This is a genomic window from Limibacterium fermenti (assembly GCF_041902845.1).
Taxonomy (GTDB): Bacteria; Bacteroidota; Bacteroidia; order Bacteroidales; family Dysgonomonadaceae; genus Limibacterium; species Limibacterium fermenti.
Genome location: NZ_CP159486.1, coordinates 1,685,386 through 1,707,725 on the forward strand (window position 1 = coordinate 1,685,386; position 22,340 = coordinate 1,707,725).

Annotated in this window: 24 protein-coding genes; 18 read left to right on the forward strand and 6 right to left on the reverse strand. The window is 41.0% G+C overall.

From position 1 onward, the window contains the following. Nucleotides 1–5: 5 nt before the first annotated feature. The 3 genes from ABNK31_RS07555 to ABNK31_RS07565 all read left to right on the forward strand — a co-directional run bounded on the left by ABNK31_RS07555 (nucleotide 6) and on the right by ABNK31_RS07565 (nucleotide 2,889). Nucleotides 6–875 carry a LuxR C-terminal-related transcriptional regulator gene (locus tag ABNK31_RS07555; RefSeq protein WP_418895055.1) on the forward strand — a complete coding sequence of 290 codons (870 nt, stop codon included), beginning with the start codon at nucleotides 6–8 and terminating at the stop codon, nucleotides 873–875. 194 nt (nucleotides 876–1,069) lie between these two features. Next, entirely contained in the window at nucleotides 1,070–2,389 is a 1,320-nt protein-coding gene (locus tag ABNK31_RS07560) for an ATP-binding protein (protein ID WP_418895056.1), read from the forward strand. Nucleotides 2,390–2,484: 95 nt separating this feature from the next. Next, nucleotides 2,485–2,889 carry a hypothetical protein gene (locus tag ABNK31_RS07565; RefSeq protein ID WP_418895057.1) on the forward strand — a complete coding sequence of 135 codons (405 nt, stop codon included), beginning with the start codon at nucleotides 2,485–2,487 and terminating at the stop codon, nucleotides 2,887–2,889. A 50-nt stretch (nucleotides 2,890–2,939) separates the two neighbouring features. On the opposite strand, the gene ABNK31_RS07570 is transcribed toward ABNK31_RS07565, so the two are convergent. From ABNK31_RS07570 to ABNK31_RS07585, 4 genes are all read right to left on the reverse strand, one after another. Then, complete coding sequence (locus tag ABNK31_RS07570) at nucleotides 2,940–3,377, reverse strand: PepSY-like domain-containing protein (RefSeq protein ID WP_418895058.1); 438 nt, start codon at nucleotides 3,375–3,377, stop codon at nucleotides 2,940–2,942. 18 nt (nucleotides 3,378–3,395) lie between these two features. Beyond that, complete coding sequence (locus ABNK31_RS07575; RefSeq protein WP_418895059.1) at nucleotides 3,396–3,851, reverse strand: PepSY-like domain-containing protein; 456 nt, start codon at nucleotides 3,849–3,851, stop codon at nucleotides 3,396–3,398. 83 nt (nucleotides 3,852–3,934) lie between these two features. Beyond that, complete coding sequence (locus ABNK31_RS07580) at nucleotides 3,935–5,212, reverse strand: sensor histidine kinase (protein WP_418895060.1); 1,278 nt, start codon at nucleotides 5,210–5,212, stop codon at nucleotides 3,935–3,937. After that, complete coding sequence (locus ABNK31_RS07585) at nucleotides 5,209–5,883, reverse strand: response regulator transcription factor (RefSeq protein ID WP_418895061.1); 675 nt, start codon at nucleotides 5,881–5,883, stop codon at nucleotides 5,209–5,211. Before ABNK31_RS07585 ends, ABNK31_RS07580 begins: the two co-directional genes overlap by 4 nt. Before the next feature lie 762 nt (nucleotides 5,884–6,645). On the opposite strand from ABNK31_RS07585, the gene ABNK31_RS07590 reads away from it, so the two are divergent. After that, complete coding sequence (locus ABNK31_RS07590) at nucleotides 6,646–6,969, forward strand: hypothetical protein (RefSeq protein ID WP_418895062.1); 324 nt, start codon at nucleotides 6,646–6,648, stop codon at nucleotides 6,967–6,969. A gap of 128 nt (nucleotides 6,970–7,097) precedes the next feature. Beyond that, a complete protein-coding gene (locus ABNK31_RS07595; RefSeq protein WP_418895063.1) occupies nucleotides 7,098–9,914 on the forward strand; it encodes a M16 family metallopeptidase in 2,817 nt (938 codons plus the stop codon). 151 nt (nucleotides 9,915–10,065) lie between these two features. Here the strand turns inward: ABNK31_RS07595 and ABNK31_RS07600 are convergent, their stop codons facing one another. Together ABNK31_RS07600 and ABNK31_RS07605 are read right to left on the reverse strand one after the other, a co-directional pair. After that, a complete protein-coding gene (locus ABNK31_RS07600; RefSeq protein ID WP_418895064.1) occupies nucleotides 10,066–10,764 on the reverse strand; it encodes a response regulator transcription factor in 699 nt (232 codons plus the stop codon). A gap of 20 nt (nucleotides 10,765–10,784) precedes the next feature. Then, nucleotides 10,785–12,014, reverse strand: coding sequence for a sensor histidine kinase (locus ABNK31_RS07605; RefSeq protein ID WP_418895065.1), 1,230 nt, complete (start codon nucleotides 12,012–12,014; stop codon nucleotides 10,785–10,787). A gap of 250 nt (nucleotides 12,015–12,264) precedes the next feature. On the opposite strand from ABNK31_RS07605, the gene ABNK31_RS07610 reads away from it, so the two are divergent. From ABNK31_RS07610 to ABNK31_RS07670, 13 genes are all read left to right on the forward strand, one after another. Further along, nucleotides 12,265–13,410 carry an IS110 family transposase gene (locus ABNK31_RS07610; protein ID WP_418892990.1) on the forward strand — a complete coding sequence of 382 codons (1,146 nt, stop codon included), beginning with the start codon at nucleotides 12,265–12,267 and terminating at the stop codon, nucleotides 13,408–13,410. A gap of 732 nt (nucleotides 13,411–14,142) precedes the next feature. Then, nucleotides 14,143–15,429, forward strand: a complete 1,287-nt coding sequence (locus ABNK31_RS07615) for a hypothetical protein (protein WP_418895066.1) — start codon at nucleotides 14,143–14,145, stop codon at nucleotides 15,427–15,429. Between the two features lie 39 nt (nucleotides 15,430–15,468). Then, on the forward strand, nucleotides 15,469–16,152 hold the full coding sequence (locus ABNK31_RS07620; protein WP_418895067.1) for a porin family protein: 684 nt from the start codon (nucleotides 15,469–15,471) through the stop codon (nucleotides 16,150–16,152). A 102-nt stretch (nucleotides 16,153–16,254) separates the two neighbouring features. Further along, a complete protein-coding gene (locus tag ABNK31_RS07625; protein WP_418895068.1) occupies nucleotides 16,255–17,406 on the forward strand; it encodes an HlyD family secretion protein in 1,152 nt (383 codons plus the stop codon). Nucleotides 17,407–17,447: 41 nt separating this feature from the next. Continuing rightward, on the forward strand, nucleotides 17,448–19,616 hold the full coding sequence (locus ABNK31_RS07630; RefSeq protein ID WP_418895069.1) for a peptidase domain-containing ABC transporter: 2,169 nt from the start codon (nucleotides 17,448–17,450) through the stop codon (nucleotides 19,614–19,616). Between the two features lie 27 nt (nucleotides 19,617–19,643). Then, complete coding sequence (locus tag ABNK31_RS07635; protein ID WP_418895070.1) at nucleotides 19,644–19,976, forward strand: helix-turn-helix domain-containing protein; 333 nt, start codon at nucleotides 19,644–19,646, stop codon at nucleotides 19,974–19,976. A 68-nt stretch (nucleotides 19,977–20,044) separates the two neighbouring features. Then, nucleotides 20,045–20,137: a bacteriocin gene (locus ABNK31_RS07640; protein WP_418895071.1), complete on the forward strand. Its 93-nt coding sequence runs from the start codon at nucleotides 20,045–20,047 to the stop codon at nucleotides 20,135–20,137. A gap of 76 nt (nucleotides 20,138–20,213) precedes the next feature. After that, entirely contained in the window at nucleotides 20,214–20,384 is a 171-nt protein-coding gene (locus ABNK31_RS07645; RefSeq protein WP_418895072.1) for a hypothetical protein, read from the forward strand. Nucleotides 20,385–20,527: 143 nt separating this feature from the next. Continuing rightward, on the forward strand, nucleotides 20,528–20,665 hold the full coding sequence (locus ABNK31_RS07650) for a ComC/BlpC family leader-containing pheromone/bacteriocin (protein WP_418895073.1): 138 nt from the start codon (nucleotides 20,528–20,530) through the stop codon (nucleotides 20,663–20,665). Between the two features lie 24 nt (nucleotides 20,666–20,689). Further along, the gene (locus ABNK31_RS07655) at nucleotides 20,690–20,821 is read left to right on the forward strand and encodes a hypothetical protein (protein WP_418895074.1); all 132 of its coding nucleotides are present in this window, start codon (nucleotides 20,690–20,692) and stop codon (nucleotides 20,819–20,821) included. A gap of 394 nt (nucleotides 20,822–21,215) precedes the next feature. Then, nucleotides 21,216–21,398, forward strand: a complete 183-nt coding sequence (locus ABNK31_RS07660) for a hypothetical protein (protein WP_418895075.1) — start codon at nucleotides 21,216–21,218, stop codon at nucleotides 21,396–21,398. Nucleotides 21,399–21,408: 10 nt separating this feature from the next. Then, nucleotides 21,409–21,573, forward strand: coding sequence for a hypothetical protein (locus ABNK31_RS07665; RefSeq protein WP_418895076.1), 165 nt, complete (start codon nucleotides 21,409–21,411; stop codon nucleotides 21,571–21,573). 68 nt (nucleotides 21,574–21,641) lie between these two features. Next, complete coding sequence (locus tag ABNK31_RS07670) at nucleotides 21,642–22,313, forward strand: hypothetical protein (RefSeq protein WP_418895077.1); 672 nt, start codon at nucleotides 21,642–21,644, stop codon at nucleotides 22,311–22,313. Nucleotides 22,314–22,340: the final 27 nt, after the last annotated feature.

Genomic DNA, 22,340 nt, shown 5'->3' on the forward strand with positions numbered 1-22,340 from the left:
TTGAAATGTCTGTATTAACCATACATAGCGTGTTGGCTGAAGTGCTTGCCGAACATAATGAATTGATCCCCGTGGTCAATCGATTCGGCATACGCTTAGGGGTGGGGGATAAAACGATTGGCGATTTATGCCGCGAATATCGTCTTAACCCCGACTTTATATTGACCGTGTTAAATGTTTATTTAGATGATAATTACTATCCGGAAAAAGACCTTCCTTTATTCGATGCCGAACTGATTGCCGCGTATTTTAAGCAAACTATAACGAACTATATACGGGATCTGGTACCCAATATCGAGAAGCATTTGAATGCTTTTATCGCGATTAGCGGGCCGGGGAATAAAGAGTTGCTGCTCTTACATGAGTTGTTCGTGCAGTTTAAAAAAGAATTGACCGGGCACATCGAGAATGGATTGAGTGAAGAGGGAAACTTCCGCAATGAGCTTCTGCACGATTTAAAGAATATCCTTATTAAACATATTTCTTCCGAAAACAATCAAAACCTGTGTTATGCCGTTATCTTCTCCGTGTCGTCGCTGGAAAAGGATCTTGCCGCCCATGATCGGTTGTGTGACCGAATACTTCGACCGAAACTCAAAGAGTTGGATTCTGCTCGCAAGCAATTTTTAGAAAATTCTTTTCTCCCGGAACCGTCTATCCATCACACCGGAAACCAAAAAGATTTGACTAAGCGGGAAATAGAAATACTGAAACTCATCATTCAAGGGCTTTTGAATAAAGAGATTGCCGAAAAACTCAATATCAGTTTGAATACCGTGCTTACCCACCGCAAAAAAATCATTCGTAAAACCGGTGTGAAAACTGTTTCGGGACTTACTTTTTATTGTATACGAAACGGAATCGTGTCGATATGATTGGGTTGGAGGTTGGAGAATGGAGAATGGAGAATGGAGAGTAGACCGGCAACTGTAAACTTTGGGATGAAATAACTTGCGAAACTTAACTGTTTTATTTTTCTCAAAAGGATTTTCTATATTTGTAATCGGAAACGGCTATTTCGGAAATGATTGTTTCGGAAGTTCAGGTTTCCCTTGTAAAAAAGTTTATTATGGATTTTTATAATAGAGAAAAAGAAATAGCGCTGCTTCTGAATGTTCAAAAACAGTCGGTGAAAAATGCTCAAATGACCGTTATTACCGGACGCAGGAGAATAGGTAAAACGCACTTGCTCTTAAAAGCCACGGAAGGACAACCGACACTCTATTTTTTTGTAGCCCGAAAGTCTGAGCGTTTTTTATGTCAGGATTTTGTCCATGAAATAAAAGATAAATTGGGGATTCCTATTCTGGGGGAAGTGAACAGTTTTGGAGAACTTTTCAAATTCCTGATGGAGCTTTCCAAAACGCAGCCTTTCAATCTTATTATCGATGAATTTCAAGAATTTTATACGATTGCTCCCTCTGTCTATAGCGACATTCAGCATTATTGGGACGTGAATAAAGACTCGAGCAAGATGAATTTGCTTTTGAGCGGCTCCGTTCATTCGCTGATGCATAAGATATTCCAGAATTCGAAAGAACCTTTGTTCGGCCGTGCGACAGCGTTGCTAAAGGTGAAACCGTTCGAGACCTCGATATTGAAAGAGATTCTCGCCGATCATCATCCGGATTATACTTCAGAAGATTTACTCGCTCTGTATACTTTTACCGGAGGCGTTGCAAAGTATATTCAATTGTTGATGGATTCCGGTTCCTATACGTTGGAGGAAATGTTGGATTATATCATTAAAGAAGATTCGACGTTTATTCCGGAAGGTAAAAATATGCTTATAGAAGAATTTGGCAAAGAATATGCCAATTACTTTACGATTCTTTCGGCTATTGCAAGGGGCGAAACTACAAGGTCAAAGATAGAAGCCGTTGTCAATCGCGAAATCGGGGGGTATCTAACCAAATTGGAACATGATTATGGATTGATTTCTAAAGTACTTCCTATTTTCTCTAAAGTGGAAACGAAGAATGTACGCTATACAATAGAAGATAATTTTCTTACATTTTGGTTCCGGTTTATATACAAGTATAGTTATATGGTCGAAATAGGAGCGTTTGAACAATTGAAACATCTGGTTATTCATGATTATTCCACCTTTAGCGGGAAGATTTTGGAACGCTATTTTCGCACTCAGTATATGGAGCAGATGCATTTTACACGCATCGGCGGATATTGGGACAGAAAAGGAGAACATGAAATAGATTTAATAGCTGTCAATGAACTCGATAAAACAGCAGAGGTGATTGAAATCAAGCGGAACGAGACCAATATAAATAAGGGTAAGCTAAGGGAAAAAGGGCTTTATTGTATGAATGCAACCGATGGATTAAAAGGATATGACATAAAGTATAAAGGCCTTTCAATGAAAGATATGTAGATTGATTTTTCATGTTCAACCTTTAAAAGGTCGGACCGCTTTCAATTTACCGGGGATGTCGCCCGGAACGGCGTCTCCGGTTGTCAACTATCACGATGTATCAACAAGATTATATATTAAGATTACTCGATTTGTTCTTCAAGTCTTTCGACCAATGGATTCATGGTACGATAGAAGAGAAGGAACGGACGTTTCTTGATTTTAACGAGGAGATGCATCGTACTTTTCTAAAAGAGACGCCATCGTTTTTTCGGGAGAAAGATGTCGGGTCTATTATCTCTTATTTTGAAGCGACGTATCAAGGCGAAGAGCGGCTGGCCCGTATCGAAATACTTTCGGAATTAGTTTGTATCGAAGCCGAAAACCGCCCGGTATTCCGGGAACAACTTTCTAAACTACATGCGCTTCTTGTGTATATCGATGCTGACAGCCGCACCTTTTCTTTCGACCGGCAAAAGAAGTTGCAGCGTATACAAGAGCTGTTAAAGGAAAAACGGTAAAAGAGGACGCTTTTTGCCCCTTTCACCGTTAAGCCATAGAACGACGGCTGTCAGTCTTCGTAGCGTAGGAAGTTGCCCGATCGGTCGAACTTAACTTCCAAGTCGTTATTCATTTCGATTTCATAACCCAACTTCTTCTTTTCCACGGTAATAATGCGTAAATCGCTATGATTCCGAGTCAAAAAAGAGTAAATTTTCGCCGGCAAAATCGATTGTGGAAACTGCGAACGCTTGCAGTCGATATCTTTCCAATCGCCGTTGGAGGAAAATTCCACTTCGCCCCCGTCTTTAAAATATACTTCGTACGAAACGGATGTACGGTCGATATCCTTAAATATGACGGATATATTGTCTTTCGAAAAATGTTTTTCGACAAACGTTTGAGCGCTTTTCGGTAATTGCGCGAACGCGATCTGCTGGTCTCTGTTGTCGGCTTTTACAGCCCATACGCTTATTAATAAAGCGCTTATTAAAAGAATTTTTTTCATTTGTTTATTTTTTAGGGGTTAGTCCATTTTCTTTAATTCGTGTGTCGTTGCATCGAAAATCAAATCGAACCGGTTAGACAGTTCCACTTCTATTTCCTTGTCGCTTTGGTCCCGCTCGATGGTAATCACTTTTTCGTCGGGATAGTTTTCGGTAACGTATGCCCTAATCTTCGAGGGAATGATGCTCGAAGGAACGCCTTCGGGTGACTCGAGGCTATCCCATTCGCCGTTTTTTTCAAATTCCACTTTGGTGCCGTCGGTGAAGAATACGGTGTACGACTTGTCCATAAACTCGTTATCTTTCATCACGCTCGCTACTTTTTTATCTGCAAAATGCGTGTTCACCAGTGTTTTCGACACCGAAGGGAGATCGGCGAATTGAATATTCTTTTCATCATTCTTATCGTCACAACTTTGGAATACCAATCCCAATACAGCCAAAAGGCTTACTAATAAAATGTTTTTTGTTCTCATAATGGTTCTTTTTGTTTTAACTATACGGCAAAGGTAGGATGCAAATCTGAATAGAATCTGAAATGTGTCGATCGAATCGATTTTTATTGTTTGGATACCGTAAAAACATGCCGGTTTTCACGATACGCATAGTCTATTTGCAAGCGGCTGATCTTGCCAATTCCTTTTGCGATGGCCAGTCCCAATCCGGAAGACCCTTTTAGAGTCGTTTGGCGGTAAAAGCGTTCGAAGATCTTTTCTTCATCCAACGGCCCGTCCGGAGCCGTGTTGCTCACGACGAATGCATCCGGCGTCATGCTGACGGATATTTCCGAGCCCGCATCGCTGTAGATATATGCATTTTTAAGCAGGTTAACCACAATGATATCGGCCAGCGAATCGTTCATCGTATGGATAAATGCTTCGCGAATATCCGTTTTTACCCGGATGTTTTTGTGCGAATACGCTTCCGCGAATATCCCGAGATGCTTTTCCACCAAAACGTCGAATGAAATAGGGGCGGCTTCGGGAAACTGATCGTTATCGATTTTCGAAAGCAACAGCAAGCTTTTATTCATTTTGATGATTTGGTTAAGCGTGTGGCGCGTCTTCATGATTTCGTTTAAATCGTTTTCCGATAGGGTCGGAGACTCATCGGCAAGTATTTCCAATCGGTTCATCGATACGGCCAACGGCGTTTGCATTTCGTGTGAAGCATTACCGATAAACTCTTTCTGCTGTTCGAAGGCTTCCTGCGACTTGCGGGTGAAGTCCGTCACGGTACGATTCAGTTTTTGAAATTCCGAAATGTTCGTCGGATTGTCGAGCGGCTTATTCGAGGTGTGGGGGTTATAGTTTTCCAGCCAGTGTATCACCTTGTAAAAAGGACGCATGTTGCGGCGGAACACGGCGACGATTACCGCGATCAACAGGATAAGCATCGACGTGTATAAAAGGACGATGAGGTAAAGCAGCGACTCTGCGAAATCGTCTTTTTCGAAGGAAGGCTGTGCGACGATCACTTCATAAAACCGCCCGTCGGGATTCTGAAAAACCGTGCGCAATACGCGCGAAAGAACGGTTTCTTCCATTTCCGACAAATAAAAGGTTTCCGACGAAAAGCGGTTATCCGGATGCGCTTCGGCATAACCGGGCGTAACCTCCGCGATGACCAAATTAGGCGATCCGAATGTCTTTGAGGGATCCGGCATATTCCCCGATAATGATTGTTTGATCACCATTTCAGCCATGTCTTCGAGCGATTCGTCCATCTCATCATTCAACTCCTTCATTAACGTAAAGTAAGTCAACAATGCCCATACGCCGAGCAAGAAGAAGACGGAAAGAGAGATACTCCCAATGATTTTATAAATCAGCTTCATGTCTCGACAAATTTGTATCCGAACCCGTAAACCGATTTTATTTCGGCCGAAGCGCCCGATTCGGAGAGTTTTTTGCGCACATTTTTAATTTGCGCATAGATAAAATCGAAGTTATCGGTTTGATCGATATGGTCGCCCCACACATTTTCGGCCAGCGCTTCTTTATGGATAAGCCGGTTGGGACGGTACATGAAAAACAACAAGATATCGTATTCTTTGCGGCTCAAATCCAACGGCCGATCATCCACAAATGCCTGAAAAGCTGACTCGTCTATGTCGATATTGGCAAAAGAGAGCCTTGTTTGACTGTTGTTGTTTCGACGGATGAGGCTTTTCACCCGGGCAACCAGTTCTTCTATATGGAACGGTTTTGCGAGATAATCGTCCGCGCCCAAATTTAGCCCCGTCACCTTATCGTCGATCGAGTCTTTCGCTGAAATGATAAGCACCCGATCCTTTTTTCCCATCTTTTTGATCTGTTGCAACAGTTCGAGGCCGTTACCGTCGGGGAGCATGATGTCCAACAAAATGCAATCGTAGTCGTAGACGCCGAACTTTCGCATGGCGGAAGAACAGTCTTCGGCTGTTTCCACGACAAAACGCTCTTTGGTTAGCGCCCGTTCGAGAATCTCGCGCATCGAAGGCTCATCTTCAATAATCAACACTTTCATATTCTTTTGTTTATTTCCGACTGCAAAATTAATCGGAATTCTGAATAAAACCTGAAAAACAGGATAACAAGTCCTTTCGAAAGTTGAATTACCTATTTTCAAGAGTGAGGCAAGCAGTTTCTATTTTACGCCTGCGCCCGACTATTGCTTTTACCGCCGCCGTTATTTTCGCGACGGCGAAATTTAATACGAACTTAGATAAAAAAGTCGGAATTTTATGTACCTGTTGGCTGGAAATACATACATAAACGGATTTATTTCTTCAGATCCATAAAATATTCTTTCCGTGCAAGGATATTGCACGGAGAAGCTTTATTTTTGCATGAAAAATTTATTTATTTCTTCTTTAGTGCTTTCTTGCTAATTTATTAATTAAAATAATGAAAAAGGTTATCGTTATAATTGCGTTGTTTCTAATCGTTTTTAATATACTTGCTTTTTTCTTTTTTGAAGAAAAAAGCATCTCTCTGATATTGAATTTGTTTTCTCTGGCAATTATTATCTTTTTATGCTATAAAGATATGCACTAATATAATAATCATTCGTGTAAAATAACGTTGTTTTAACCTATGAAATCAACCAAAAGTACTACTTTTGCACATATAAATTTAAACAACAAATTGAGTAAAAATAATTTATTATTTTGAAAAAGGCATTCTCGAAAGAAGGTATTTAAGTGATTAGAATTCAAAACGGCATGAAACAAAAATCAATCTTTTGTTAGCTGTTATTTTATTGATATCCTGTCAAAGGGAAGAACCTGTGTCCCCAGCATCCGAAAAGATCTACAGCTACGTCTATCACGGCTCATATTCCATATCCGATATACATTTATATGCCGGACAGAAAGGAGAAATAAAAACGGTTACAGAGGCAGAAGTGCAGAAATTTTTTTTAGCCTCTTTTGATCATCTCGGTATTCAAAAAATCGTCATCGATCTGGAAAAGGATTCGTTATACGAAGTTTCAAGTAATCTAAAACAGGCTTATAAGATAGCGGTAAAGAATGATTCTGTATTCTATCTGAACCGGGGAGAAGGAAAACAACCGCTTTTCGGAGGAGTACTAAGTGGCGACAGATCATAGCGATTCTAAAAGTGCTGTTTCCTCTTTATCAACGTTAACGGAACGTTATATAACCTTCCGTTAACCTACCGTATCGTATAAAAGCCTTATCTTCACGGCATCATTCACATAAATTATTTCAATTAGTTATGAAGCATTTATTATTTTCAATTATTACGAGCGGCATGCTATTCCTTTCTCTTGGAATCCATGCGCAACAAATGCCGCCCATTCCGGTGGATACGAATGTTATAATCGGGAAACTGGATAACGGGCTGACATATTATATCAGGGAAAATAAACTTCCCGAAAACCGGGCCGATTTTTATATTGTCCAAAAAGTGGGTTCTATCCTGGAAGAAGAAAATCAGCGGGGGCTCGCCCATTTCCTCGAACACATGGCATTTAACGGTACGAAAAATTTTCCCGGAGGAAAAGAAGGTCAGAGTTTGATTTCTTATCTGGAAACGATCGGCGTGAAGTTCGGAACCAACTTGAACGCTGGTACGGGAATGGATGAAACCATCTATAATATAAATGATGTGCCGACCACCACTACCGGCGCCGTGGAATCGTGCCTACTTATTTTGCACGACTGGGCCAATGCGTTGCTCTTGCTTGATGACGAAATAGAGAAGGAACGGAAGGTGATCCATGAGGAATGGCGTACTAGCCGGGATGCCGCTCAAAGGCTTATCGATTCGATTGCGCCTGCCATATTCAGAGACAGCAAATATGCACAGCGCATGCCCATCGGGTTAATGAGTGTGGTGGATCATTTTAAACCGCAAGTCTTGCGCGATTATTATCACAAATGGTATCGCCCCGATCTACAGGGAATAATAGTCGCAGGAGATATAGATGCCCGCGCCATCGAGCAGCAAATCAAAACCCTTTTTTCATCGATTCCGAAAGCGGAAAATCCCGCCGAGCGCATCTACGAGCAGATTCCCGACAACGGCGAACCAATCGTCGCCCTAGCAGTCGATAAAGAGTTACCGATGAACAATATCATGCTCGCCTACAAAAGGAATCCGGTTTCCTCCGATAAAAAAACAACTATGGACTATTTTGTTTATCAGTATGTAACACAAATGATCGGTCAAATGCTCAACGACCGTTTGCAAGAATTGTTACAGGAAAGCAATCCACCCTTCGCTTTCGGATTGGCTAATAACAGTTCGTATTTCGGCGTAGGAACGAAGGACGCGTTGCAGGTGATCAGTGTAGCTAATCCTAACAAGGCCGATACGGCCATTGCCGTCATGTTGCGAGAAGTGAAAAGGGCGCGTGACTTCGGGTTTACCGAAGGCGAATATGAACGGGCTAAGGCCAATTACCTGAGCAAGCTCGAAAAGCAGTACAACGAACGCGAAAAGCAACAAAACAACTTCTATGTCACGCAATATATCGCTCATTTTCTTAAAAACGAACCGATTCCATCATTGGAAGACCGTTATGCTTTGGCGCAACAACTGACGCCGGCTATCCCTTTGGAAGCTGTCAACCAAATCATGCAGCAATTGGTATCGGATAAAAACCGGGTGTTAGTGATTATGGGAAATGAAAAGGAAACCTATCCGTCCGAAGCGGAAATGCGCGAAATCATCCGCTCCGTCGATGGCGAGCAACTTGCGGCTTATAAGGACAATACGGTGAAAGAACCCTTGTTGGCCACTCTTCCGGCGAAAGGGGAAATCGTGAAAGAAGAAAAAGACGGGGATAGGCAAACGCTGGTCTGGACACTCTCGAACGGTGCGAGAGTTGTTGTAAAAAACACCGATTATAAGGAAGATGAAATTTTGTTGTCGGGATTCGCCCTTGGCGGGACATCTTCGTTTGACGACCGGTATCTTGCGGAGATCAAGTTGATGGACGATTTGGCCACGGTGGGCGGATTAGGCAACTTCAGCGCGACCGACCTCAAGAAAAATCTTTCCGGTAAAAATGCCGAAGTCTCTTTCAGCGTAAAGCAATACAATCAATCGATTGACGGCAAGAGCAATAGTAAAGACTTGGAGGTGCTCATGCAACTTATTTATCTCAACTTTACCTCTGTACGGAAGGATGATAAGGCGTATCAGTCGCTTGCAGGCAGATTGAAAGGAATATTGCCCACGCTTGCCGGTAATCCGGAGTTTGTGTTTACCGATTCGTTGATGAGCGCCATGTACTTTGGCAACCCCCGTATGACGATTCCGACGGCGCAGGAAATCGATGCCTGCAATTACGATAAACTGCTTGAACTCTACAAAAGCCGTTTTGCCGATGCCTCCGGTTATACTTTTACTTTCACCGGGAATGTATCGGGCGAACAGTTGAAGCCATTGGTGGAACAATATATCGCTTCCCTGCCCGGAAGTGCGTCGGGCGAAAAACCGCAAATCAAAGAGTTGCCCACTCGTAAAGGATTTTATACCAACAGTTTTACGCGCACGCTGGAAACGCCGAAAGCCACTACGGCCATCGTATATACCGGCGGTATGGCGTACGATGTAAAAAACACTGTGTATCTCGATGCATTGGCGCAACTTTTCCAAATGGAATTTACCGATCAGATACGCGAAGAAAAAGGCGGAACATACGGCGTGAGGGTACGTCACGAAGCGGAGAAACTGCCGGTGGAAGGATTTACGCTACAGTTCCAATTCGATACCGATCCCGGCCGACGGACGGAACTGGTGGAAACCATGAATGGTATCGTAGATGGTATCCGGCAAAACGGTCCGGCCGCTGCCCGGTTGCAAAAAGTAAAGGAATATATGGTGAAGCAACATACCGATAATAAGCGGAAGAATGAATATGCGTTGAAAAATACGTGGCAATATTACGTGTATCAGGTCGATTTGGAAAAGGATTACCTGCAACAGGTGGAAAGCCTCAGCGAAGCATCCTTACGACAGTTTGCCGATCGATTGTTCGGACAGGGAAACCGCGTGGAGGTGTCGATGAGCAGCGACGAATAATTATTTTCCCCGTTTAACGGTAATGAAAAAGGCTAAGGATACGAAAAAGAGATAGAATACAATACGTTATGGAGCATCAGTTAATTGTAAATTTGAGCAACTGATGCTCTATTTTTATTGTGAATTGATAATGAAAAGAACCTTATCGCATTCAGTCAATCAACCTTATCCCTTTTCCACGTGTAACCACGATTTTGACCGACGGATCGAATGAAAGGTATTTCCGTAACTTGGAAATAAACACATCGAGGCTCCGTGAATGAAAAGGATCATTTTCATCTTTCCAAAAAGAGGAGAGTATCTCTTTACGCGGCACGATTGTGTTTTTGCGGTCGTAAAGCATTTGCAGGATATTCGCTTCCCGGTCGGTAAGTTTGATTGTTTGCATGCCTATTTCTAACATATTCTCGTGTACGTCGAACCGGTACTTTCCTATACGGACAACCGTCGCCGGAGAGTCTTCCTGATTTTCATTCGTACGGATATGGAGTCTTCTGAATATAGCCTGAATATGGGCATGCAGTTCTTCGGCGATGAACGGTTTTTTGATATAATCATCTGCGCCCAACTCTAAACTTTCAACGACACTTTTCGGAGTGGTTTTACCCGATTCCATGATGACCACCACCGAAGGATTGTCGGCACGGATCTTTTTGAGTAGTTCCCCTCCGTCCATGAAAGGCATTTCGATATCGGAAACGACGACATCCGGTTTTTCTGTACAATACAGACTCCAACCTTCCACTCCGTCTTTTGCCCGAATCACGGCATAATCACCGATCAATTCAAGCCCGCCTTGTATAGTATACGCGCAGGCTTCATCATCTTCGACCAAAAGAATCTTTATCATATCGCATTGCTAATGAATGGTTACTTTTCTTTTCTGAAAGGCAAATATAACACAAATTCCGTTCCTTTTCCTTCCCGGCTGAATAAATTTACCGTACCCAGATGGGCTTCCATCACGCGTTTTACATAGCTAAGCCCGAGTCCGAATCCCTTGGCTTCCTTGCGTTCTACGGCTTTTCCCCGTTCGAACTTTGCAAAAATTTTCTCCTGGTCTTTTTTCGATATCCCGTACCCGTTATCCTTTATGTAAATATATACATCGTTGTCTATTTGCTCGCACCGGATATCGATCGTTACCGACGGTCCCGAATATTTCACGGCATTGTCGATAACGTTGCTTATGGCGTTGGTGAGTAGTGTGCGGTCGGCTTGAAAAAGGATGTCTTCGGGTATGAAGTCCGTCGTGAAGGTAACTTGTTTTTTTGCCTGCACTTGAAATTTTTCCACCAACGGCAGAATGATTTCTTTAGCGGAGAGGAGCGTAAGATTCACTTCCAAGCGTGTGTTTTCGGCACGTGCTATCGTCAATATCCGGTCGATGATCGCTTGCAGGTTGAGTATTTGCTGTTGTGCGAGATGGATGTACGTATTTCTTTTCTCCGGATGATGGCTGATACGGTCATCTTTGAGTAGAGCGTTGACTTGTGCAATGGTTTGTAGCGGCGTATTCATATCGTGAATAAGCGCATTGGAGAAATCGGTTTGCAGTTGACGCAGATGTTTTTCCTTTATCACTGAACGGAGTTGGTAAAACATGGCATATCCCACAAAGATGACCAGCAAAAGCGAAAGGATGAGGATAAAAGTCATTTGCCGGAAAATAGTACGATAAGGCGATACCAGTAATACCTGCATCCCCTCGCTCCCGTCCATGCGGATAGGAATAATGGTTGAAGCCATGGCGCCTTTCAGTGTGCCGGTTTCGTTTTTACCGGTCGTTTCCAGTACTTCGCCGGTAATCGGGTTAAGGCGATTGATGATAAACTCGCCTTCAATATGTTGTTTGTTTATTTCGGAGTGAAAAAGAGAATCTACATCCGGCAATGAAATATAAAATTGATTTTGAAATAAATATTCTTGAAACATAAGAGAAACGGAGGTGCCTAAAGCTGATATCGAATCAGTATCTATAATTCCGACTCCTCTTTCCAATACATTTGTATCATCCTTTTTAGTTAAGAAGAGGTTTTTACTTGCATTTTCCCTTATCAGCATTTCAATATCTACCGATATTTTGAAAGATTCATTCACATGGGCTAAAAGTTGTTCTCGATGTATTGAATACGCATAGTATAGCCATATACCCTGCAATATCATAATTAAGATGATTGCGGTTATTGTCAGAGTTTTTATGTATGTATTATGGTTTCCTTTCATTCTGTTGCAAACTTAAATAAAAAAGTCGAGATTTTATACACGAGCAAATAAAAATCAAGGCCACAGCGTTCTATAAGTAATTAACGTGCTCTAGGCACAAAGTTTAATTTAAAAACATAACATTATGAGAACAGTCTGCGGCCTTGACATCCACAAAGATAGCATATTCATGTGTATTCTGGACGAACAGGGCAAAAAAAGTGAAAGGAAGTTTGGAGTTTCCACCCGTGAGATTAAAGGGTTGTGCAATACGCTCAAGTCCCATTACGTGAGTGAAGTTTGCATGGAGAGTACCGGCATTTACTGGAAACCGGTCTGGCATTTGCTCGAGAAGGATTTCCGGATGTACCTTGTCAATCCCCAGTTCCTCAAACAACTTCCCGGGCGCAAGAGCGATGTGAAGGATGCCCAATGGATTGCCACGGCCCTGTTGAAAGGACTGGTGCGGAACAGTTTTGTCCCTGACTCGATGATCCAGCAACTACGCCTGTACGGTCGCCGCATTAACGAGTTAAACAAGGATATCATACGCTGTGAACAACGCGTCGACATGATCCTTCAAAGCTGTAATATCCGCATCAGCAACTATGTCTCCAACATAGACGGCAAAAGTTACCAAAAAGTCGTGGGCGCCCTGCTCGAAGGGGAACGCTCGGCAGATAAGCTGGTCAAGCTCATACACGGCAGGACCCTGAACAAGCATGGCCGCGACACGGTGCGTGATTCCCTCGAAGGTTACGTCCAACAGGCCGATATCGATTTGCTCAAACAATACATGGAGGCTTTAAAGATGCACCAGGCACAGAAACAGACATGCCTTATTGAAATGGTCAAGTTATGCAAAAAGCATTATGACAGGGCATTCACGCTGTTGCAAAGCATCCCGGCCATCAAGGAGCAGTCGGCCGCCATCATCATCTCCGAGATAGGAACCGACATGACCCTGTTCGCCACTGCGGCCGCCCTGGTTTCATGGGCGGGGCTCAGGCCCCGCAACGATGAAAGTGCGGGAAAGATCAAAAGCCGGAAAATCACGCACGGAAACAAATATCTGCGTAAAGCTTTAATGGAAGCGGCATGGGGAGCATCAAGGACACGGGGATCAATATTCTACAACAAGTTCTGGCGGTTGAGGCAACGGGGCAAGAAGCAGCAGAAGTGTACCGTAGCCATAGCACGCCACCTGCTGGTCATTATCTGGTCACTGCTCTCCAGGGATGAATATTTTGACAAGGAATACATGCAGAAACTCAGCACTGGAGTTGCCTGAATAACTGTCACAAAGAAATAACGGGTTCCTTGTAAAGTCCCTATATTTGTGGTGGATACATTACCCCGTTTTGCAAACTGACTCTCGCAGGGAATCACTTTTGGACACGAGCAAGAGACCTAAGAGTTCGAAGAGGAAATTAATGTTTTTGATGGAAGCCCCAAAGCATTCATCCCGATTGGTATGCTCTTAATCAACAAATATATACCTTCTCAAGACACTTCCGCATACTTTTTTATTCGATTTATAGAGGAAATATACTGTTTTTTGATGACAATATATTAACGTAGAAAAAAAGTAGGAAATCTATTTCTTGTTTTCTTAATCACAAGAAAGACATCTTTTCTACAATATGAAGTTAATCGAAACGAATCTCTTTTAAGTTAATATATAATTGCAATTATTCAAACATTACGTACTAATAGACAATTTATTAGAGGATTATAACGTTAAGATGTTATATAAGATAAGACAGACTGTTATATAACGTTCTGTTAAGCTATTATATGGACGCAATCCATTAATTTTGCCTTACATTTTAAAACAATATATTTATGAAATATTTAAAAAACAAAAAGTTCGTTTTGCTTGATGAGGAAGAATTAGAAAACACCTTTGGAGGAACAAAGTATGAATTCTATTATGACGAGAATAATATTTTACGTTGCAGGATACTCAAATAAATAGAAATCTTCTCATAAAGAGAGACATTAATCAATTAAATTAAAGAAAATGAATAAAAAAAGAATCAAGCGCATGAAAGAGGTGAATTATTTAATAGCCCCAGCATTTATTATGGCTTTAGTAATATTTTCGGCATGCGAAAAGAATGAAGCGGAAGAAGTTATTCAGAACAAGACCGCAGAAAAAACGGTTAATCTACCGGAAGAATCGAGATTGGCTTCGATAGCCAAGTTAATATCAGAAATAGATGTAAGCATCGATATGATCAAAGAAATTAATTCGGGAGTAACAAAATCACTAGAAAAAGGATATGATGAAGATATGCCGTTTACAGAAATATTAAGTCCTGTTGTTTACCCTGAAACTACAACAAGGAGCGATGTTGGTCAAAATCTTTTTGGAAAAGCTTTATTAGAAAAATTTAATACCCTATCGGGAACTCGTAGTACCAATTTCGTTACTGATTTATTTGATCAGTTAAAAGAAGAGGGGATCAATTTGTATTGGCCTTATTCTGACAACTGGGATGGTGAAACAATGCCTGTAATTACTTTTGACCCGGAAAATGAGCAGGATTGGAATTATGCGTATACGTTTTCTTCCTTTCAAAGCACAACAAGAAAAGCGTTGCCTCCAACTCAAATGATCGTGGATGAAGAATACGCTATCGATTCTCCGGTTTGGGTAATAAATGAAACGGAAAGAGTACAAGAAGAGTGGGATATCATAAATCCGGATATTTCATTGGAGATTGATAAGCCAGTAGCGGGTGTCATTAATAATACCCCTTCTACCCCTTCTTCCACTAACGTTTATAGCGTTTATTTGGGAACTCTTAAGATAAGCCGACAATTTGATTCTTGGTTTAGAGGGGGATCGGAAATTATTATTCAGGCAGGAGCGCCGAAGAATTTTGAGATAAAAGATAATGGGAACTTAACTTCTTTGGCGATGAATACAAGTTACAAGAAATTTTATGTTTCACGAAAAGATATAAAAAAGGGTATCGTGCATTCTCTTAATTATTTAATTGTGGGGGATTGGCAAGATCCCCTGAATGAAATAGGCGTAATGCTTCATGAAGAAGATCCCGGTTCGGCTATTAAGGAAATGAATGTAAAAGTATCGGCAGAATATAAAAAAGTTAAGGGAGAGTTTGAAATTAAGTTTGATATGAAAAAGGGCGATGAATTAATATCCAAACAAATATATCAAAGAGGATTTGTTTTTTCTACGAATAATCTTCTCAGTTCTTCTCCTGATAATTGGTACAAGGATATAACAGATGGGGCCGAATGGACTTTACCTTATAAGATCGGAAAATCAACATTATAATTTATTTATATGTATAAACTTAAGAGTGAAAAGAACATAATGCAAAGGATTACTCTTTTTGTAGTTTGTTTAAGCGTCTTTTTCATCTTTTCGCAAAAAGCTACGTCGCAAATCAAACTTGGCGTAAAGGCTGGAAGTGTTTATTCGGGTCTTACGTCCGAGAGTAAATATACGCCGATAAATGTGTTCCCTTCTATTGGAGTGATTGGGGAATATGAGTTAAACAACACAGACTGGATAGTGCACGCGGAATTAAAATTCACTCGCAAGGGAGGCACATTATATGCCCCTTCGGATAATATTCCGGCAGCCGTCATCGACAAGTATGAATATAAATTATCTTATTTGGAATTACCTGTAAGCATCGGTTATTCAATTCTCCTGAATACGAATATAAGGCTTGTCCCCCGATTTGGCGGATATTTTGCTTATGGGATTTCAGGGAAAGGGATAATCGAATCGGAGCAATCGCTTGGAAAAAGCGGAGCTATCGGCATATATAGCTTCGAAGGCAATAAAGGAACACTTCAGGGAAAAGACTTCGATTACCGTCCGTTCAACAGGGCCGATGCGGGCCTCTTTGCAGGGTGTGATCTTTTTTATAAGAATTTTTTCTTTTCTGTGGATTATATTCATGGGCTAACCCCAATGCAAGAGTATAGTAATTCGGGTAAATTATTACATCGTAATATTTATTTCTCCGTTGGGGCAATCTTACTTTAATGTGACTTCACCAAACATCCTTTTCGTGATGTTTGGTGAAGTATTTCTCTATTTTTTTTATAGATATATGTTCAGAAATTATAAAGTGACAAGTGCAATAATATGTCTATTCTTCCTCCCGATTATCTAAAAGACAGTCTTCCGGCTTACATCTATAAACACACGACGAAATCACAGGCTATTTATTGGGTAGTGCTTGCAGCCGTTACCGTTTGCTTGGTTTCGTTACCGTTTATTTACGTAGATGTTACTGCGCAAGCTGCCGGCAGGATACGCCCGGTGGAAGAACGTGCGGAAATTAAGTCGCCCGTGTCCGAACGGATAGACAGCGTATATGTAAAGGAGGGGCAAAAAGTAACGAAAGGAACGGTTCTACTCCATTTCCGAACGGATAATTTTCAGTCCAAAGCCGTATATCTGCAACAACAGTTTACGGATATATCGAATCAACTAAGTGACTTGCATCAATTGATAGCAGGTAAAACGCCGGATAAGTTTTCTTCCGGCGTACGCAGGCAGGAGCACGCTTATTATACCAAAAAGAGAAAAGAGTTGGAAACACAGCTCGAAAAGTGTACCGGCGAATATAACCGGAACAAAAAGTTATATGATAACGAAGTGATTTCCGCCGAGGAATACGAACAGTACTTGTATGCCATGCGTAACGCGCAAAACGAGTTATCGTCCCTTAGAGACAACCAACTGAGCGTTTGGCAGACGGACTGCAATACCCTAACCTTAAATAGATTGGAGTTACAAAGTTCGCTCAACCAATTGAAGAAAGACCGCGAGTTTTATTATGTAACGGCTCCGGTGAACGGAACGGTAGAACAATTCATGGGTATTTATAAAGGAAACAATGTGGCGGCCGGACAAACGATGGGTCTCATCAGCCCCGATTCAACATTGTATGCCGAAGTATATGTCCTGCCACGGAATATAGGCTATCTGCAAAAAGACATGCCGGTAAATATCCAAATAGAATCGTTCAACTATAATGAATGGGGAACGATTCCGGCGAAAATACGTGAAATATCGTCCGACTTCTATTTCGACTCCAACTCCAACAGCAGTTATTATAAAGTAAAGTGCGTGCTTGGCAGGGATTATCTCTCCCTTAAAAACGGTACACGGGGATATTTAAAGAAAGGTATGACGGTGCAGGCGCATTTTGTCCTGACACGCAGAAGCCTTTTCCAATTGCTTTACCAGAAAATGGACAGTTGGATGAATCCCTCACAGTATCAGTCGTAACGGCCAACATGCTTCGCGATAGCCATTGAAACGATATCCAAATGAAAAAAGGAATAAAAATAAAACAACACGACATTACCGACTGCGGCGCGGCTTGCCTTGCTTCGGTCGCCGCTCATTTCGGATTGCGTTTTCCCATAGCCAAAATACGGCAGTATGCTTTTACCGATAAAAAAGGTACGAACCTGTTGGGATTGATACAGGCAGGAAAGAAAATCGGCATCAATTGCAAAGGGGTGAAAGGCGACTACGATACATTGGTTAAATTCAGCCCTTTTCCTGTCATCGCCCATATTGTGGTGAAAGAAGCGTTGAATCATTTTGTGGTGTTGTATCATGCAACGGATAAGCAGGTCATCCTGATGGATCCGGCCGACGGGAAAATACATAAAAAGACAAGGGAAGAATTCGAAAAAGAATGGACCGGTATTTTACTTCTTACCGAAAAAGACGTGTCGTTTCAGAAAGGGCGTTACACCAAAAGCCTTTTCCTCCGTTTTTTTGAACTTTTGCTTCCGCATAAAAGCATGATGTTTCAGGCGCTTTTCGGAGCCGTCATGTTCAGCATATTGGGATTATCGACTTCGGTATATGTAGGGAAGATAACCGATTATGTATTGATCGACAAGAATTATAATCTATTGCACCTGATGGGGATCATCATGGTTTTCATTATCATTCTGCGCACGTTTATCGGTTCGATGAAAAGTATTCTGGCATTGCGTACGGGGCAGCATATCGATGCGGTGCTGATATTGGGATATTATAAACACTTGCTCACACTGCCGCAACAGTTCTTCGACAGCATGCGGGTAGGGGAAATTATTTCGAGGGTGGGCGACGCGGTGAAGATACGCAACTTCATCAATAATGCTTCCATCGACTTGGCCGTGAATACCATGATTTTGCTTTTCACGTTGTGCGTGATGTTTGTCTACTCCTGGCAACTGGCATTGATCACTTTGGCCTCGGCGCCTTTGTTTGCACTGATATATATTGCGTTTAACAAACTCAACAAAAAATATCAACGCCGGATTATGGAAACCAATGCCGACTTGGAAAGCCAACTGGTAGAGTCGGTCAATTCCATGAACACCATCAAGCGGTTCGGCATTGAAGATTACGCGAATATAAAAACCGAAACACGTTTTGTAAGGCTTATCCGTAATACGTTTAAAAGCATTTACGGCGCCATTATTGCGCAAAACGGCATTCAGTTCGTATCGTCGGCGATAACCGTAGCCGTGCTGTGGGCCGGGAGCGATTTGGTTATTCAACAACACATCACGCCCGGTACGTTGATGGTTTTCTATTCGTTGGTAGGGTATGTAGTCACCCCCGTCGGATCGTTGATCTCGGCTAATCAAACGGTGCAGGATGCGATGATCGCCGCCGACCGGTTGTTTCAGATCATGGATTTGGAGAGGGAGGAAGAAGAGCTGAATACTAAAATCACGCTTTTTCCTTCTATGGTCGGCGACATTACATTGGAAAACGTGAATTTCCGATATGGAAGCCGCAAGCAGGTTTTCGAATCGTTGAGCATTACCATCCCCAAGGGAAAAACCACCGCCATCGTCGGGGAAAGCGGCTCGGGAAAGACGACGTTGATATCCCTGCTTCAAAACATTTATCCCATACAATCCGGTAAAATAAAAATCGGGAATTACAATATCAATCAAATCAGTAACGAAAGTTTACGGAAGAGCATCAGTACCGTGCCGCAACATATAGAGTTGTTCGCCGGTTCCATCATCGAAAATATCGCTTTGGGAGACATGGCTCCCGATATTCAACGAATCACGGAAATAAGCAGCCGGTTGGGATTGAATGATTTTATCGAGGGGCTACCCAACGGATTCATGACGTATATCGGTGAACACGGTGCGACCCTTTCGGGCGGCGAACGACAGCGTATTGCCGTGGCAAGGGCTATTTATAAGAAGCCGGAAGTGCTGATTTTCGATGAAGCGACTTCCTCGCTCGACTCGATATCGGAACGATTTGTCAAACAAACGCTTTCCGACTTGGCAAAGGAGGGAAAGACCATTATTATGATCGCACACAGGTTGAGTACTATACGGGATGCCGATTTGATTATTGTGCTGGAGAAGGGTAAGCTGGTGGAGGCTGGTTCACATGAAGATCTCTATAAGAACGACAGCGTATATACCCGTTTGTGGAACGAACAGTTCAATGTAATACGATAAGCGATAATTTAATAATTCCTTACAGTTATGACACTTTTTCAACAAATAGAACGCATTCGATATATTCATCGGTTAATCCGTACCGAATCGACAGGATGTCCGGACAGGCTTGCCGGCCGGGTGCATTTGAGCCGGAGGCAACTGTATAATATTCTGGAAGAAATCAAAGACATGGGTGCGGACATAAAATATAGTCGTTCGCGTGAGACTTTTTATTATGCAAACCCTTTTGTGTTTCAGATAGAAATAGAGATCAAAATCCTTCCGGATGCAGAATTGGCAAAATATTACGCCGGAAGTCGCATTTTTTTGCTTCCGTGCAAGGAAACTGCACGGAGTACCTTTACTTTTGCTATGTAAATTAAGAGGTGCACAAAATGATTTACAACAAACAATTTTAGTATGAACAAATTAAAAAGTATTTTTGTATGAAAAATTTAGAATTTAGTGAGCTAAGCGTTCAGGAATTGGAAAAAGTGGAAGGGGGCACCCTATTATTGGAGCAGCAGCTCTTGTCCTAGCTTTTTTTGTATTTGGGTATGGAGTAGGTAAAGACAGAGCGAATGCTGATAGGTGAAATAATTATAAATGCTGATTATGGTAGAAACTTTGAATTTCACAGGATTCCAACCTTTGGAAGCTGAATTTTTAAATAAGATTGATGGAGGAAGTATTTCTTCTAAAAGCCTAAGGTTGGGTATTGTTTTAACGTTGTTATCTCCAGTTACTGGAGTTGGTTATTGGTTTGGATATTTTGTAAACTCATGAATACAGTATTATTGGTTATAGCATTATGTTTAATATCTATAGCTTCTTTTATTAAAAATAAGAAGATTAAATATGTATTATTTGCATGTTCTATAATTTTATCTATTTTGAGTTTATTTATATCATAAAGATTTATACGTAATATGAAAAAAAATGAATCATTCAATTCTTTTCAGGCAATAGAGATTACCGAATTGGAACAAATTAATGGTGGATCAATAGTGGAAACGATTAAATTTCTTATAGAAGTTATTAAGAATCCCCTCACTCCCTGGCTATAAAGTGTAGTTTAAAAATAGAAGCAAATGAAAAATTTTGAATTTCAAACACTAAATGTAGACGAAATGGAATCCGTTTCAGGAGGATTAACTATTCCGGTTTTACCTATAAAATTTGCTTTATGGATTGTTGAGAAGGTTGTTAAAGCATTGCAGTAACATCAAAAATCAACGATGTACAATTAGCTTATAGTTTAGTCAAATAACTATTTTTTCGCTACTTTGGAAGTTAATCTTCCAAAGTTGATATTTTTTTATAGATTTAATTTGTTGATATAGCATATTTCTCAATTTAAAACATTTTTCAAATATTTACTTTCCACCTTCTTTTATGAAAATTGGCGTTTGTACTTATAACGTCTCCTCTGACGACGGTCAACTCGAACTATTTCGAGACCTCAAATCTTAACGGGATAGTAGTGTGCAAATTTTTTTGCGTCCGTGCAAGGAAAGTGCACGGAGTACCTTTACTTTTGTGATGTAAATGAAGATGTGCACAAAATGAATTTACAACAAACAAAATTAGTATGAACAAATTAAAATGTATTTTTGTATGAAAAATCTGGAATTTAGTGAGCTAAGAGCTCAAGATTTGGAAGAAGTGAACGGAGGAGGAGCCGTTGGCCCGGCTCTTTCGTATTATGCGAATTCATCTGAAATAGAAGCCGGACGTCAAGTATTAGCAGACGCGGGCGATTTTATAGTTGGTTTTGTGAAAGGATTATTTAATTTATAAATAACAAGAGATGAAAGAATTAAATAAGTGTGAATTAGTAGAAGTTTATGGCGGAAGTGAAGAATCCTATAACGCTGGATATAAATTAGGGAGCAATCTCCGAAATGCAATTGATGGTGTGGCCGTTATAAGTTTTTTAGTGTTTGTTGCTTCGCGTGGAAGAGTAAAATTGTAAATCGGAAATGATTAGAGAGAGGGCTTCATTAAAAGTATGCTCTCTCTTAATCCCTTCTTTCAGTTGATATGGAAATAAATATAGTAAATGATTTTTATACGAATTCCGACAAAAAGAGATTGCCTAAAAAGAAGATTATAGCAAAAGGAATATCGTTTTATTTACTTGCGCTGTTTCTTGTATTGGTCTCTCTTGGTTTGTTGTATTTTATTCTGAAATTAACCGATATCGATACGCATCAATTTCAACCGGTAGATTCAAAAACTCTTAAGATCTCCGATTCTATTTGGTTTATTGTCTTGATAGGTCCTATCATGGAAGAAATTGGATTCCGTTTGGGATTATCCTTTCGGAAAAGGGATATGATGGTATCTTTTCCGGTTTTTGTATTTATTGCGATGAGCATTTTTTCCGGTGATTACCTGCACTTTCTCATTCCTAAAATAGGTGTCAGTATCCTCTTATTCCTTTTTATCTATCTTTTACCTGAGCATCTATTCGGGAAATATAAAATAAAGTACGGATCAAAAATCATAATAGGAATGACCTTTCTTTTTGCATTGGCTCATTTGGTGAATTTTAAACTCAATATGGTTTTTCTCCCGATCTACCTATTACTATGTTTACCCCAATTAATTATGGGAATGACTTTTACCTATTTCAGACTGAACCTCGGATTCCTGTACGCCATAAGCGCCCATATCTTAATTAATAGTCTCTCTGTATTACTTCCATCTTAAAAGTTCTCTAGTGAATCGGAAAAAACA